Genomic DNA, 15458 nt, shown 5'->3' with positions numbered 1-15458 from the left:
TTGAAAAGCGCCGGTCAATGCCCATCTCACGCCTGGCAAAGGCCGGCCGGGCCAGCCTAGCCAGGCCGCATGGCCGCTGCATTGCGCAGGATCATTCGGCCGGCGTCACGGCAATGCCCCCGCCAGCGGCTAGAATTGCGCCGACGGTGCCCGCCGGCGCGGGCGACCGAACTTATTCGAGGTGTATGGATGGAATTCAAGGATTATTACGCCACGCTCGGGGTGGAACCGACGGCGGGCGATGCGGAAATCAAGACCGCCTACCGCCGGCTGGCGCGCAAGTACCACCCCGACGTCAGCAAGGAGGCCGGCGCGGAGGACAAGTTCAAGGCCGTCAACGAAGCCTATGAAGCCCTGCGCGATCCGCAGAAACGCGCCGCCTACGACCAGCTCAAGGCCCAGGGCTACCGCCCGGGCGAAGAATTCCATGCCCCGCCGAACTACGGCGGTGGGCAGGGCTTCGACTACGAAGAAGTGTTTGGCGGCGGTGCCGGTGGCGGTGGCTTCAGCGATTTCTTCGAAAGCCTGTTCGCCCGTCAGCGTGGCGGTGCCGGGCGCGCCAGCGGCTTCGGCGGCGCCAGCCAGGGCCCGCAGCCCACCCGTGATACCCGCGCCAAATTGTCGGTGCCGCTGGAGGCTGCCCACCAGGGCGACAGCCTGCGCATCAACGTCAACGGCAAGCAGCTGGACGTGCGCGTGCCCAAGGGCATCCGCCCCGGCCAGGTGATCCGGCTGGCCGGGCAGGGCACCGGTGGCGGCAACCTGCTGCTGGAAGTGGAATATGCCGAGCACCCGCAGTTCGAGGTGGACGGCCGCAACATCCTGTACACCCTGCAGGTCACCCCGTGGCAGGCCGCGCTGGGTACCAGCATCAGCGTGCCGACCCTGGGCGGGGCGGTGGAACTGAAGGTGCCGGCCGAATCCGACGCCGGGCGCAAGCTGCGCCTGCGTGGCCGTGGCCTGCCGGGCAATCCCGATGGCGACCAGATCATCGAACTGGAAATCGTCGCCCCGGCGCCTACCGAGGAAGCGCAGAAGAAGGCCTACAAGGCGCTGGCCAAGGCGTTCGGCGAGAAGGTCTGATTCAACCGGCGTACCGACCGACGGTCAACCAACGTACCGACCAACGGTCAACCAACGTACCGACCAACGGTCGGTACCTACCGCATGCCGGCCAACGGTCGGCATCTACGCCGCCGGCGGTTCCTGGCTGCTGAATACCCGCTCCAGCACTTCGGACAGCTCGTCTTCGGAAAACGGCTTGGTGATGTAGGCCTTGGCGCCCTGGCGCATGCCCCACATGCGGTCGGTGTCCTGGTCCTTGGTGGTCACCAGGATCACCGGGATATGCTTGGTGGCCGCATCACGGGCCAGCGTACGGGTGGCCTGGAAGCCGTTGAGGTTGGGCATCACCACATCCATCAGCACCAGGTCGGGCAGCTGGGCCCTGGCCGCTTCGACCCCGGCCGCGCCATCGGTGGCGGTCAGGATCTGGTGCCCCAGCTTCTCGACGATGCGCTGTATCCCCAGCAGCTGCGACGGTGAATCGTCGACGATCAGAATGCGTGCCATGTTGTTCCCCGAGTGATGCCCGCAGTGTAGTGCCGCGCTCGCATGGGCGGGAAGCGCCCATGCTGCCGTCCGTCGCCTGCCTGCGACGCTCAGTCGATTCGCACCACCGTGCGGCCCAGCGAGGCGCCGCCGAGCATCTGTTCAAATACCGCGGGCAGTCCGTCCAGGCCGACTTCACGCGTGCAGATCGCGTCCAGGTGGCGCGGCTTCCAGGGCCCGCCCAGTTTTTCCCAGACCAGCTCGCGCAGCGCGCGTGGTGCGGACGAAGACGACACACCCAGCAACGACACGCCGCGGATGATGAACGGCATCACCGTCATGTCCAGTGCCGGGCTGGCGGCCAGGCCGGCGCTGACCACGCTGCCGTAGGGCACGGTCTGCGCCAGCAGGCTGGCCAGCATCGGGCCGCCGGCATTGTCCAGGCCGCCGCCGAAGCGGGCCGACGCGATCGGCTTGCCGGTGGCCAGCGCCTCCCGCGGCAGGACTTCGCTGGCGCCCAACCCGCGCAGGAAGTCGGCCTGGTCGGCCTTGCCGCTGATCGCATGCACCTGGAAACCGGCGCGGCTGAAGATATCCACCGCCAGCGAGCCGACCCCGCCGGTGGCCCCGGTCACCGCCAGCGGGCCATGCGCCGGGGTCAGCCGGTTGTCGAGCAGGCGCAGCAGGGCCAGCGCGGCGGTGAAGCCGGCCGTGCCCAGGATCATCGCCTCGCGGGCGTCCAGCCCGGCCGGCTGGGCGATCACCGCGCCCGCGTCCAGCCGCACGTACTGACTGTAGCCGCCATCCACGGTCTCGCTGAGCCCGCAGCCGGTGGCCAGCACCGCATCGCCCTCGCTGAAGGCCGGGTCGGTGGAGGCCACCACGGTGCCGGCCACGTCGATGCCGCCGACCAGCGGGAAGCGGCGCAGGATCCGGCCGCTGCCGGTCCCGGCCAGGGCGTCCTTGTAGTTCACCGAGGACCACTGCGCCCGGATCACCACCTGCCCGGGGCTGAGCTGGTCCAGCCCGATCGGTTCCAGCCCGCTGCGGTGGCCGCCACTGTCGTGGTGGATGCGGAAGGCGTTGAACCGGTCGGGAATAGCCATGAAGATGCCTGACGGGGAGGAAAACGACACGATACGCCCGATCCCCCCTTCCAATCCTGTCGAACTGCCCCATCTAGTAGAATCGAGCAGGATTCAACGGTTGACGGTGCGGAATGACCCGCAGGCAACCCTACCTCTGATGGAGCGTGCATGGCCTGGAATACACCCGGCGGCAACAAGGGCGGACAAGGCCCCGACGAGAATCGACGAGGGCCGTTTGGTCCCCGCGGTGGCGGCAGTGGCGGCGGCTGGGGCGGTTTGCCCGGTCCTCTGAAGGATTTGTTCGATGGCGGCATCCTGCGTTGGGTGGCGGTCGCGGTGGTCTTGCTGGTGCTGTTCTCCAGCTTCCAGCTGATCGGCGAACAGCAGCGTGGCGTGGTGCTGCGCTTCGGCCAGTTCTCGCGGATCCTGGGGCCCGGCCCGAACTTCAAGCTGCCCTGGCCGATCGAGTCGGTGACCAAGGTCAACGCCACCCAGATCAAGACCTTCAGCAGCCAGGTACCGGTGCTGACCCGCGACGAGAACATCGTCAACGTCTCGGTCAACGTGCAGTACCGCATCGCCGATCCGCAGAAGTACCTGTTCGGTTCGGTCTCGGCCGACCAGGTGCTGGAGCAGTCGGCGCAGAGCGCGGTGCGTGAGCAGGTCGGCCGTGCCGATCTCAATGCCGTGCTGAACAACCGCGGCCCGCTGGCCGTGGTCGCCGAAGAGCGCCTGCAGGCCTCGCTGAAGGCCTATCAGACCGGCCTGGTCGTGACCGGCCTGACCCTGCCCGATGCGCGCCCGCCGGAAGAGGTGAAGCCGGCCTTCGACGAGGTCAACGGTGCCCAGCAGGTCAAGGAACGCCTGATCAACGAAGCCCAGGCCTACGCGGCCAAGGTCGTGCCCGAAGCGCGCGGCCAGGCGTCGCGTGCGCGCACCACCGCCGAAGGCTACAAGCAGGCGGTGGTGTCCAAGGCGCAGGGTGATGCCGAACGCTTCAGCCTGCTGCAGGTGCAGTACAAGGATGCCCCGGAAGTCACCCGCAAGCGGCTGTGGCTGGAAACGGTGGAACAGGTGCTGTCGCAGAACCGCAAGATCATCGGGGGCGATGGCCGCCAGCTGATCTATGTGCCGATGCCCGGCGATGCCCGCACCGGCGCCGCCGGCACTGCCGCCCCGGCGGTCACCCCCGAAGTGATGCTGCCCTCGCTGCCGGCCAGCACCCCGGTCGATGGCGTGCGCAACGTCGAGCGCCCGACCACCCGACCGACCGGTCGTGAAGGAGTCAGCCGATGAAGAGTTCACTGTGGATCGGGTTGGCCGTGGCCGCCCTGCTGGCCCTGTTGGGTTCGGTGTACGTGGTCCGTGAGGACCAGACCGCGATGGTGTTGAACCTGGGCAAGGTGGTCCGTGCGGACATCAAGCCGGGCCTGCACTTCAAGGTGCCGCTGGTGGAATCGGTGCGCGTGTTCGACCGCCGCTTCCAGGTGCTGGACACCGCGCCGGCGCGTTACTTCACCGCCGAGCAGAAGGACGTCAGCGTGGACTTCTTCGCCATCGGCCGGATCTCCGACGTGCGCAGCTACTACCGCGCCACCGGCGGCGATGCGACCCTGGCCAACGCCCGCCTGGCGCCGATCATCACCGACTCGCTGCGCAACCAGATCAACTCGCGCACCCTGCAGCAGCTGGTGTCGGGCGACCGCAGCGAACTGATCGCCAACCAGTTGACCGGCATCAACAAGGCGGTCAAGGAACTGGGCATGGAGATCGTCGACCTGCGCATCAAGCAGATCGACCTGCCCACCGACAGCCAGGTGATCAACGATGTGTACGAGCGCATGCGCGCCCAGCGCAAGCAGGAGGCCGCCAAGCTGCGCGCCGAGGGTGAGGAGCAGTCGCTGACCATCCGTGCCCAGGCCGACCGCGACAGCACCGTGCTGGTGGCACAGGCCGAACGCGACGCCCAGCAGCTGCGTGGCGCCGGCGATGCCGAAGCGGCCCGCATCTATGGCAAGGCCGGCTCGGCCGACCCGTCGTTCTACGCCTTCTACCGCAGCCTGGAGGCCTACCGCAGCTCCATGACCGACGGCAACGGCGTGATCGTGCTCGACAAGAACGACCCGTTCCTGCAGTACCTCAAGAACGATCGCTGAGTCGTCACCGCCAGGGTCGAGCCTGCTCGATCCTGACACCACGGGGCCCGGCCAACAGCCGGGCCCCATGCTTTTCCGGAAGCCTGTCCATGAAAGATCTGTTCTCGGCGCTGTGCCTGGTTGCCGTGCTTGAAGGCCTGTTCCTGTTCGCCGCCCCGCTGGCCTGGAAGCGCATGGCCGAACAACTGCTGATGCTGCGCAGCGCCACCCTGCGAACCTGGGGCGGGGTGATCCTGCTGGCCGGGCTGATCACCCTGTGGTGGCTCAAGCACTAGGGTTCCCGACAATCCCGGGGAGCCGGCCAGCGGTCGGCACTACCGCCCATCACCGGCCGGCCCTGACCGCCCCATGAAGCCACCCGCCGGGAGGGTGGCACCGGACCCCGGAAACCCGGATAATGCACAAAAGCCGGACGGGCCTCCCCGTTCGGCTTTTTCCGTGTCTGGGCCTTCCATCGCCGGCCGCTCCCCGTTTGGAGCCGCCATCACCGCGCTGGCCAGCCCCGCCACGGTCTACCCGTCCGCGGCCCCGATGGCCGCAACATATGAGGAGCCCGTCATGGGTCAGTCTGTCGTAGTGCTTGGTGCCCAGTGGGGCGATGAAGGCAAGGGCAAGATCGTCGATCTGCTCACCGAGGAAATCGGTGCCGTCGTGCGTTTCCAGGGCGGCCACAATGCCGGCCACACCCTTGTCATCAATGGCAAGAAGACCGTGCTGCACCTGATCCCGTCGGGCATCCTGCGCGCCGACGCGCTGTGCCTGATCGGCAATGGCGTGGTGATCTCCCCGGCTGCGCTGCAGAAGGAAATCGCCGAGCTGGAAACCTCCGGCGTGGAAGTGCGTTCGCGCCTGAAGATCTCCCCGGCCGCGCCGCTGATCATGCCGTACCACATCGCCCTGGACCAGGCGCGCGAACGCGCTGCCGGTGGCAAGGCGATCGGCACCACCGGCCGTGGCATCGGCCCGGCATATGAAGACAAAGTGGCGCGCCGCGGCATCCGCATCGCCGACCTGCATTACCCGGCGCAGCTGGAAGAACTGCTGCGTACCGCGCTGGACTACCACAACTTCGTGCTGACCAACTATCTGAAGACCGACGCGGTCGACTTCCAGAAGACCTACGACGAAGCACTGGCCTTCGGCGAATACGTCGAGCCGATGAAGTCCGACGTGGCCGGCATCCTGCACGACCTGCGCAAGCAGGGTAAGCGGGTGCTGTTCGAGGGCGCCCAGGGCGCGTTGCTGGACATCGACCACGGCACCTACCCGTACGTCACCAGCTCCAACACCACCGTCGGCGGCGCGCTGGCCGGTGCCGGCGTGGGCGCCGATGCGATCGACTACGTGCTGGGCATCGCCAAGGCCTACGCCACCCGCGTCGGCGGCGGCCCGTTCCCGACCGAGCTGGACGATGAAGTCGGCCAGGGCATCCGCGACCGCGGTGCCGAGTACGGCGCCTCCACCGGCCGTCCGCGTCGTTGCGGCTGGATGGATATCGTCGCGCTCAAGCGCGCGGTGGCCATCAACGGCATCAGCGGCCTGTGCATCACCAAGCTGGACGTGCTGGACGGCATGGAAAAGCTGAAGGTCTGCATCGCCTACGAATACCGCGGCAAGCGCACCGAATACGCGCCGCTGGACGCGCAGGGCTGGGAAGAGTGCACCCCGGTGTACCTGGAGTTCCCGGGCTGGACCGAGAACACCCACGGCATCACCAACTGGGACGACCTGCCGCCGGCCGCCCGCGCCTACCTGCGCGCGCTGGAAGAACTGGCCGGCTGCCCGGTCAGCATCGTCTCCACCGGCCCGGACCGCGACCACACCATGGTCCTGCAGGACCCGTTCGCCTGAGCCGACCGCAGTAGCGCCGAACCATGCCCGGCAGCCCATGCCGGGCACGCGTGACGCAGCATCGAAAAGCCCCGCGCAAGCGGGGCTTTTTCATGCCCCCGGCCACGCCGCTGGCCGCAGGTGAGCTTGCAAATACCCAATATGGGTATTAACGTACCCAATATGGGTATAGATTCTTCCTCAAGTCGTTCCCCGTCCAACCGATCCCCTGGCTTGGCCGATGCGCTGTTCACCCAGACCCAGCAGCGCGTGCTGGGCGCATTGTTCGGGCAGCCACATCGCGAATTCGGGGTCGCGGAATTGATTGCATCCATCGGTGCCGGATCCGGCGCGGTACAGCGCGAGTTGGCCAAACTGGTGGCCGCCGGACTGGTCAGCGTCAGGCCGTCGGGCAACCAGAAGCGCTACCAGGCCAACGCCGGGGCGCCGATCTACGATGAACTGGTGGCGATCGTGCAGAAGACGGTCGGTCTGGCCGGCCCACTGCGCGAGGCACTGCTGCCGGTGCAGGATCAGATCACGGCAGCGTTCGTCTACGGCTCGGTTGCCAAGCGCAGCGATACGGCGCGCAGCGATATCGATTTGATGATCCTGTCCGATACGCTTGGTTACGCAGATGTGATGCAGGCGTTGGACGGTGCGCAGGTACGGCTGGGGCGCCCGATCAATCCGACCCTCTATTCAACTGCTGAATTCACTTCGCGGATTCACGATCAAAATTCCTTCTTGATGCGCGTACTCGAGCAATCCAAGATCTGGGTCATCGGAGGACACGATGATCTCAGCGCTGCACAACCTGGCCGGGCCGGGTAGACCCCTCAGTGTCGAACCCCCCGATCTGCGGGAGGTCGAGGGACTGCAGCGATCAGGCCTGGCCCGGTTGCGCGATGCGCGCAATGCATCACTTTCGCTGGAAAGCCGGTTCGACCTGGCCTACAACGCCGCCCATGCGCTCTGCTTGAGTGCGCTGCGGCGTTGCGGCTTTCGTCCGGCGCAGCGCTACATCGTCTTCCAGGTGCTGCCGCGCACCCTCGGTTTGGGCCCGGAGGTATGGCGTGTGCTGGACAAGTGCCATCAGCAGCGCAATATCTCAGAGTACGAAGGCCAACTGGATGTTGGCGAACGACTGGTGCTGGATCTGATCGTCGCCTGTGACCGGGTGCGCCTGAAGTTGGGGCTGGACGGATGACGGCACCGGGCGGCGTGCCAACCGGGAGCAAGGCCATCTCCATCACGCCTGGACCAAACAGGGGAAGCGGACGGCGCAGAGCGCAGCGGGGCTGCAAGTAGGCGTACGCCAAGGTGAACCGCCCTTAGATCGGTTAAGGCAGTGTGGTCAAGAACACAGCGGCGTGGGCCGATACCCCGGCACCCCCCACGTTTTGGATGCAACCATGGATTTCTTGAGGAATGTCAGAGTCGTCTGGCGTCTAGGTATGGGCTTTGGCCTGTTGTTGCTGCTGGTCGCCGCCGTGGTCGCCACCGGCGCCACCGGCAGCGCGGTGCAGAAGCGGGCGATGCAGGAGGTGGTCGAGGTGGGCGTGGCCAAGGTGCGGCTGCTCTCGGAGATGCTCGATGCCAACAACCAGATGATGGTGGTGCGCCGCGAAATGCTGATCCGCCAGGGCCGGGAACGTGAGGCCGACGAGGCTCGCATCGCCGCCCTGGTCAAGCGCTACGAGGCCAGCTGGAGCGCCTACCAGGCGCTGCCCGGCGATGCCGAAGGCAAGCAGATCGGTGCGGCGATCGCCGCCCGGCGCGCCGCTGCGCGGCCGTTGAACAAGCAGACCAGCGACCTGATGCAGCAGGGCGATTTTCCCGCGGCGGTCGCCCTGACCCTGGGCCCGGTGCAGGAAGCGGCCAACGGCTGGAACAAGGCGCTCGCCGACGGCGTGGCCTATGAAGAGAAGGAAAGCCGGCAGGCGGCCGCCGAGGCGATCGTACTGGGCGAGCGCACCCTGCTGCAGCTGCTGGTGCTGGGCGGGATCGCGCTGCTGGTCGGCATCGCCGCTTCGATCCTGATCGGGCGCAGCCTGACCGGCCCGCTGGCGCGCGCGGTGGGCCTGGCCGATCGCATGGCCCGTGGCGAGCTGGACCAGGATTTCCGCCTGGGCGGCCGCGATGAGTTGACCCGGTTGGGCGATGCGATGGGCAGCGTGCGCCAGAACGTGCAGGCGGCGATCACCGCCCAGCTGCAGATGGCCCAGCAGCACGAAGCGGGCGCGATCAGCTACCGGATGGATGCGGCCGCGCTGCCGGGCGACTACGGGCGCATGCTGCGTGCGACCAATGAACTGGTCGGCTCGCACGTGGCCGTGCAGTCGCACATGGTCGAGGTGATGCAGGACTATGCCATCGGCGACCTGCGCAGGGACCTGGACAGCTACCCCGGCGAAAAGGCGCTGCTGACCCGCACCATGGCCACGGTCAAGGCCAGCCTGATGGCGATCAACCAGCAGATCGATACGCTGGCCAGCGCCGCGCGCGCTGGTGACTTCTCGGTGCGTGGCGAGGAGGCCGCGTTCCAGTTCCAGTTCCGCGCCATGGTCGCCCACCTCAACGGCATGATGGCCAGCTCGCAGTCCAGCATCGCCGATCTGTCGCAGGTGCTGCGCGCCATTTCCACCGGCGACCTGACCTCGCGCATGGCCGGCCACTACGAAGGCGTGTTCGCGCAGATGCGCGACGACGCCAACGTCACCACTGCGCAGCTGACCGGCATCGTGCAGCAGATCCAGGGCGCGGCCGGCAGCATCAACGACGCCGCGCAGGAACTGGCGGCCGGCCACAACGATCTGTCGCGCCGCACCGAACAGCAGGCCGCCAACCTGGAGGAGGCCGCCGCCTCGATGGAAGAGCTGACCTCCACCGTGCGCCAGAACGCCGAACTGGCCAACCAGGCCGACCATGAAGCGCATGCGGCCGGCGCGGCGGTGCGTGCCACCGAGCAGGCGATCGCGCAGATGGCCCGGGTGATGAGCGAGATCAATCAGTCCTCGGCACGCATCTCCGAGATCTCCTCGGTGATCGACGGCATCGCCTTCCAGACCAACATCCTGGCCTTGAATGCCGCCGTGGAAGCGGCGCGTGCTGGCGAGAACGGCCGCGGTTTTGCCGTGGTCGCCAGCGAAGTACGCACCCTGGCCCAGCGCGCCGGCACCGCCGCCAAGGAGATCAAGGACCTGATCGACGAATCCAGCGAGAAGGTCAAGACCGGATTGAGCGTCACCGTCGAGTCCGAAGCGGCGATCGCGCGCCTGACCCAGGCCAGTTCGCGTACCAACCAGCTGATGAGCGACATTGCGGCGGCCACCAAGGAACAGGCTGCCGGCATCGAGCAGGTCAACCAGGTCGTGGTACAGATGGACCAGGTGACCCAGCAGAACGCGGCCCTGGTCGAAGAAGCCACCGCAGCCAGCCGTTCGCTGGAACAGCAGGCGCATGCGCTGACCGAATCGGTGGCCGTGTTCAAGCTGGAGCAGGGCAGTGCGCCGCGCATGGCGGTGCAACGCGCGGCCTGAGTATCGCTGGAAGGGCCGCGCCCGCGCCGCCGGCATTGCCGGCGGCGCGGGGTGACATCCAGGGCGTGCGCGACGTCGGCCGCGTGCGCCCTTTTTGTGGAACCCATCCGGCCATGGGCCGGACCTGCCCGTCGCGTTCGTCAACCGGGCAGGTCCGGGCCATGCTCGATCACCACGGGCCGGTTTACCGGGCGGCGTTGGCGTGCGGTGGGCAACGGCGCGGGTTGCAGCGTTGTCCGTTGCCTGCCGCCGCATCGGCCGGTGCCGCGCCGCCGCTGTCGATCGCCGCCGCTCCTGCAGTGCTCCCCGCAGCGCCATAGCTCACCCGCAAGCCCACGCTGCTGGCGCGGCTGCTGCCACGGGTCTGCTCGTGGCCCAGCAGCAGCGACAGCAACCAGCCACGCTGCAGGCGTACGTCCATGCCGGCGGCGATCGACAGCGCGTTGTCGTTGTAGCTCTGCAGGTCCAGGCGGTAGTCCTGCGCGCGTGGGCCGACCACGTAGTTGAGGTAGGCCTGGCCCTTGTCTTCGATTGCCTGGCGGTATTCGATGCTCCAGAACGGCCGGATCCGGCTTTCGCCGTCGCCGGGCAGATAGGCGCCCTCCAGGCCCAATGCCACCGCGCTGTTGCGGACCACCTGACGACGGTAGTGGAGGTCGTACAGGTCCAGCCCGGTTTCGCGGTACGCATCCAGCGTGGTGCGGCTGGCTTCCACGCGGCCATAGCCGGTGAGGGTCATGCCGGCATTGCGGTGCTCGTAGCCGAAGGCCAGCGAACCGAACCACTGGTCGCCATCGCGGCTGCCGTGCCCGAAGGCATCGACGTCATTGCTCCAGCGGCGGGTATCGAAGTCCAGCGCGCCGCCGGCGAGCACGCCGTCGACGAACAGGTGCTCACCGGCACGCCACAGGCCATAGGCGGCCAGCGAGTGCTGCCGGCCTTCCACGCGCGAGTCGCTGCCGTCCATCGCGCTGTCGTTGCGGGCCAGGCTGGCGGCCACGCCGAACAGCAGGTTCTGGCCGATTGCGTGGTCCAGGCCCAGGGTGATGCCGTCGGTATGGAAGGCGTAGCTGCTGCGGCGGTCGCCATCACCGAAGCTGGCGCTGCCCGAGGCCCACAGGCCCCAGCCAGTCGGCAACGACGGCCATGGCGCCTGCTGCAGCGGTGCCAGCGGCAGCGCCAGGCTGGGACGATCGCGGCCGCCGGCATAGCCCAGCGCCAACTGGTTGCTGGAGCCGTTGTCGCCGCTGCGCACCTGGCGCAGGCGATCGCGGATATTGGACTGCTGCGCACTGGCAAAGCGCACGCTGGCATCCACCTGGGCCTGCACGCCGGCGACCACGCCCGGGTCGCGGGTCGGGTCCGGACGCTGGGTGACGCTCAGGCGCAGCTGGGCGGTGCCGGTACTGAAGCCTCCGGCGGCGGCCTGGGTGACGGTGATGATGGCCACGCCCTGGCCGTGCAGGGTGACGGTGCGGCCCTGCACGCTGGCCACGCCCGGTGCGTTGCTGCTGTAACTGAAACCACCGCGGCTGGGGCTGACCGGCTCGACCAGGTCGAACGCCGCTTCGCCATACAGTTTCTGCAGTTCCTGCGGCCACTGCAGCACCGGCACCGCGGCGGTGATGTCCACCTCCAGCACGGCCTGGGCGGCGGCCTGGTACTGCGCGTTGCCGGCCTGGTTGGCGGTCAGGCTGCAGCGCCCGGCCGACAGCATGACCACGCTGCTGCCTTCCACCCGGCACACTGCCGGGGTGGTGCTGGCAAACACCACTGCATTACCGGACGCACCGCCGCTGGCCGAAACCGCGAAGCGGCCGTCCACGCTGTAGGTCGGCGCGCCCGGGTTGGCGACGAATGCGCTGATCTGCTGCACCGCTTCGATCACCACCAGCGTGTAGGACTGGGTGGCGGTGAAGTTGTTGGCGTCGGTCGCGGTGACGTCGAAGGCGTAGCTGCCGGCCGCCGTTGCCGTGCCCGACAGCAGGCCGTCGCTGGCCAGGCCCAGGCCGGTCGGCAGCGCGCCGCCGCTGATGGCGAAGGTGTAGGGCGCCGCGCCACCGGTGACCTGCAGGCGCTGGTTGTAGCCGCTGGCCGTGAACGCCTGCGGCAGGCTGGTCAGGGCGAAGGCGATCTGCGGGGCGGCCACGGCCAGCGTGTAGTTGGCGATGCCGGTGAACGGGCCGTCGCCGGTACTGCTGTCGGTGGCGCGCACGCTGAAGCTGTAGTTGCCCTCCACCGTGGGCGTGCCGCTGAACACGCCGCCGCTGGACAGGGTGATACCGCTGGGCAGCACGCCGACCACCACGTAGGTGTACGGTGCCGCGCCGCCGGTGGCCGACAGGGTGTGCGGATAGGCGCTGCCGGCGGTGCCGCCGGGAAGGCCGGCTGGCGTTACGGCGATCGTCGGCGCACCCACGGTGATGCTGACCGTGGCCGGCGCCGAGGTCATGGTGCCGTCGCTGGCGGTAAAGGCGAAGCTGTCCGCACCGGCGTAGCCGGTAGTGGGGGTGTAGGTAATGGTCAGTCCATTGGCCACGACCGTGCCATGCGAAGCGGCGGTGGTGACGCTGACGCTGCTGGCGGCGCCACCGATGCTCAGCGGAATCGGCGAGGTGATGCCATAGGCGACCGAAGCACTGGAGGGCAAGGCCACGATCGCATCGGCGGCAAGCACGCTGTTGGAGGCCGCCGATGCCGGGCCGGTACCGGCGCTGCTGGTGGCGGTCACGGTGAAGGTGTACGCCTGGCCCACGGTCAGGCCGGACACCCGCAGTGGGCTGCCGGTGCCGTTGACGTGCACGCCACCGGGGTTGGCGGTCACGGTGTAGCTGCTGATCGCCGCGCCGCCGGTGAAGGACGGTGCAGTGAACGCCACCTCGATCTCGCCGGTGCCCGAGGGCCGGGCGATCCCGATCACCGGCGCGCCCGGGACCACGGCATTGACGGTGAAGGTCCGTGACACGGTCGGGGCGGCCAGGAAGCTGTTGTCGCCGGCCTGGTCGGCATTGATGGTGCAGCTGCCGATGGAGATGAAGGACAGCAGGCCGCCGCTGGTGATCGTGCACACCCCGGTGGTGCTGGAGGTGAATGCTACCTGCAGCCCGGAATCGGCGGTCGCGCTCAACGTCGGCGTGGTGCCGAAGTTCTGCACGCCGGGATTGCCGAAGGTGATGGTCTGCGCGGCGGCCGGAATGATCGCGTTGGAGGCTGCCGATGCCGCACCGGTGCCGATCGCGTTGGTGGCGGTCACGGTGAAGGTATAGGCGGTACCGTTGTTGAGGCCGGTCACGGTCAGCGGCGAGGAAGTCCCCGTGCCGGTCGCGCCACCCGGGCTGGCGGTGGTCGTGTAGGTGGTGATGTTCGTACCGCCGTTGCTGGCCGGCGCGGTGAAGGTCACCGTCGCCTGGGTATCGCCGGCGGTGGCCGTGCCGATGGTGGGCGCGTCGGGCGCGATCGCCATCACCGTGAACGTCCGGGCTTCCTGGGGAGCCGCCGAGTGCGCGATATCGCCGGCCTGGTCGGCCTGGATGGTGCAGGACCCGGCCGTGACCAGGGTCAGCGTACCGCCGCTGGTGACCGTGCAGACCCCGCTGGTGGCGGAGGTGAACGTTACCGGCAGGCCGGCGCTGCTGGTGGCGGTCAGCGTCGGCGCAGTGCCGAAGGTCTGTGTACCGGGATTGACGAAGGTGATGGCCTGGGCCGCCTTGGGCGTGGCCGACGCCGATGGCGTCGAGGCCGCGCCGGTACCGATCATGTTGGTGGCGGTGACGGTGAAGGTATAGGCGGTGCCGTTGGTCAGGCCGCTGACCACCAGCGGGGAGCCGGCGCCGGTAGCGGTCAGTGCGCCCGGGGAGGACGTCACCGTGTAGCTGGTGATCGCCGAGCCGCCATTGCTGGCCGGTGCCGTGAACGCTACCGAGACTTCGCCATCGCCGGCGGTGGGGACGCCGATGGTCGGCGCGCCAGGCGCGGTCGGCACGGCCACGGTGTGCGCCGCGCCGCTGCTGTAGGCGGCGACGTTGCCGTTGCCCACGCTGTCGCTGATGCCCGATGCGGCATTGAGGTCCAGCCGCAGGGTTCCGTTGCCGCTGATCCCATCCACGGTGGCGCTGAGCACACTGCTGCCCGCACCGCTGATGGCGCTGATCGTGCCGGCCGCCGAGCCGGTGGTGGTCAGGCTGAAGTCGGCGGTCGAGGCGTTGACCACCGGCTCACTGAAGGTCACCAGGTAGGTCACGCTGGTGGCGGTCGCCGCCGGCGAACCGCTCAGCGTGATGCTGCTGACGCTGGGAGCGAGGTCGTCGGTGACGGTGATGCTGAAGGCCTTCTCGAAAACGGCGCTGTTTTCATCGGTGCTGCGCACCCGGACCGAGTAGGTGCCCGCTGCCAATGCTGCGGGATTGCTGGCACGCAGGCTGTTGCCGCTGAGATTGAAGCTGGCGTTGTTGGTGTCGCCGGCACCGGCGACCAGTGCATAGCTGAAGGTGCTGCCGATGTCCGGATCGGTGCTGGTCAATGTGCCCACGGTGGCATTGGCGCCGGCGCTCTGGTTGACCGTGCTGGCCGACAGGGTGATGTTGGTCGGGGCGCTGTTGGGCACCTCCACCTGCAGGTCGTTGATCGAATGCCAGGTGTGCTGGTTGGCATTGACGCCGGGGGAGGTCATCAGCACCCGCACTTCGTCCACGTTGTCGAAGGCCGCCGGCAGCGTCACCGGTACCGGCGGATAAATCGGTTGGGTGAACGAGCGGGTGGCGCCGGCCACGGGGCTGCCACTGCGGTACCCGCGTGCCTGGTACGTGCCGTTGTCGGCCTCGCCCCAATTGATGTACACGAAGGACTTGAGCGAGAACGGCCGGCCGCTGGCCGATTTGATCACCATCGCCAGGCGTCCGTTGATGTCCTGGTCGTGGGTGAGCGCACCGAAGGTCGGATCGCCGGTACCGAAGAAGGTGGCGTCGTCCCGATAGGCGATGAGGCCGACCGGCGTGCTGCCGTCGACGTCGCTGTTCATCAACTGCAGGGTCAGGCCCGGCAGCGGCTGTGAGCCGCCCTGGCCACTCAGCACGACGCCGCCGGGCCAGCTGCCGGAGGTGAACTTCACCTGCGCGGCCTGCACCGACCAGGTGGAAACGAGCAGCAGGCAGGCCATCGCCCGCAGCAGCGGACGGGCAAATGATGATGCGGACATGCGATCCCCCTGAATCCATCCACGAGTGACACCGGGCAGACCGTGCGCACGCGCGCACCGCCGACATCGGTTTCCTGTTTACGTCTGTGTCTTACGT

Annotated in this window: 11 protein-coding genes; 8 read left to right on the top strand and 3 right to left on the bottom strand. The window is 68.1% G+C overall.

Features of this window, described 5'->3' with window-relative positions; genetic code table 11:
• Window positions 1-189 precede the first annotated feature (189 nt).
• Window positions 190-1083, top strand: coding sequence for a DnaJ C-terminal domain-containing protein (locus tag AC3ITM_RS14055; RefSeq protein ID WP_489265818.1), 894 nt, complete (start codon window positions 190-192; stop codon window positions 1081-1083).
• Between the two features lie 105 nt (window positions 1084-1188).
• Here the strand turns inward: AC3ITM_RS14055 and pilH are convergent, their stop codons facing one another.
• Complete coding sequence (pilH, locus tag AC3ITM_RS14050) at window positions 1189-1572, bottom strand: twitching motility response regulator PilH (RefSeq protein ID WP_228884208.1); 384 nt, start codon at window positions 1570-1572, stop codon at window positions 1189-1191.
• An 89-nt stretch (window positions 1573-1661) separates the two neighbouring features.
• Entirely contained in the window at window positions 1662-2657 is a 996-nt protein-coding gene (locus tag AC3ITM_RS14045; RefSeq protein WP_489265817.1) for a YhdH/YhfP family quinone oxidoreductase, read from the bottom strand.
• 150 nt (window positions 2658-2807) lie between these two features.
• On the opposite strand from AC3ITM_RS14045, the gene hflK reads away from it, so the two are divergent.
• The 7 genes from hflK to AC3ITM_RS14010 all read left to right on the top strand — a co-directional run bounded on the left by hflK (window position 2808) and on the right by AC3ITM_RS14010 (window position 10167).
• Entirely contained in the window at window positions 2808-3935 is a 1128-nt protein-coding gene (gene hflK / locus AC3ITM_RS14040; RefSeq protein WP_489265815.1) for an FtsH protease activity modulator HflK, read from the top strand.
• Window positions 3932-4795: a protease modulator HflC gene (gene hflC / locus AC3ITM_RS14035; protein WP_489265813.1), complete on the top strand. Its 864-nt coding sequence runs from the start codon at window positions 3932-3934 to the stop codon at window positions 4793-4795. Before hflK ends, hflC begins: the two co-directional genes overlap by 4 nt.
• A gap of 89 nt (window positions 4796-4884) precedes the next feature.
• Window positions 4885-5070 carry a DUF2065 domain-containing protein gene (locus AC3ITM_RS14030; protein ID WP_489265811.1) on the top strand — a complete coding sequence of 62 codons (186 nt, stop codon included), beginning with the start codon at window positions 4885-4887 and terminating at the stop codon, window positions 5068-5070.
• 283 nt (window positions 5071-5353) lie between these two features.
• The gene (locus tag AC3ITM_RS14025) at window positions 5354-6646 is read left to right on the top strand and encodes an adenylosuccinate synthase (RefSeq protein WP_038686937.1); all 1293 of its coding nucleotides are present in this window, start codon (window positions 5354-5356) and stop codon (window positions 6644-6646) included.
• Window positions 6647-6859: 213 nt separating this feature from the next.
• Window positions 6860-7459 carry a transcriptional regulator gene (locus AC3ITM_RS14020; RefSeq protein ID WP_489265810.1) on the top strand — a complete coding sequence of 200 codons (600 nt, stop codon included), beginning with the start codon at window positions 6860-6862 and terminating at the stop codon, window positions 7457-7459.
• On the top strand, window positions 7422-7835 hold the full coding sequence (locus tag AC3ITM_RS14015) for a hypothetical protein (RefSeq protein ID WP_489265808.1): 414 nt from the start codon (window positions 7422-7424) through the stop codon (window positions 7833-7835). Before AC3ITM_RS14020 ends, AC3ITM_RS14015 begins: the two co-directional genes overlap by 38 nt.
• Window positions 7836-8040: 205 nt before the next feature.
• Window positions 8041-10167 (top strand): methyl-accepting chemotaxis protein, encoded by a 2127-nt coding sequence (locus tag AC3ITM_RS14010; RefSeq protein WP_489265806.1) that lies wholly within the window; start codon window positions 8041-8043, stop codon window positions 10165-10167.
• A 184-nt stretch (window positions 10168-10351) separates the two neighbouring features.
• Here the strand turns inward: AC3ITM_RS14010 and AC3ITM_RS14005 are convergent, their stop codons facing one another.
• Window positions 10352-15361, bottom strand: coding sequence for an autotransporter domain-containing protein (locus AC3ITM_RS14005; RefSeq protein WP_489265804.1), 5010 nt, complete (start codon window positions 15359-15361; stop codon window positions 10352-10354).
• Between the last annotated feature and the right edge of the window lie 97 nt (window positions 15362-15458).

The sequence above is a fragment of the Stenotrophomonas sp. KH_029 genome, from assembly GCF_057839765.1.
Note: the sequence above shows the minus strand (reverse complement) of the source record. Positions and strands in the feature narration are given on the sequence as shown.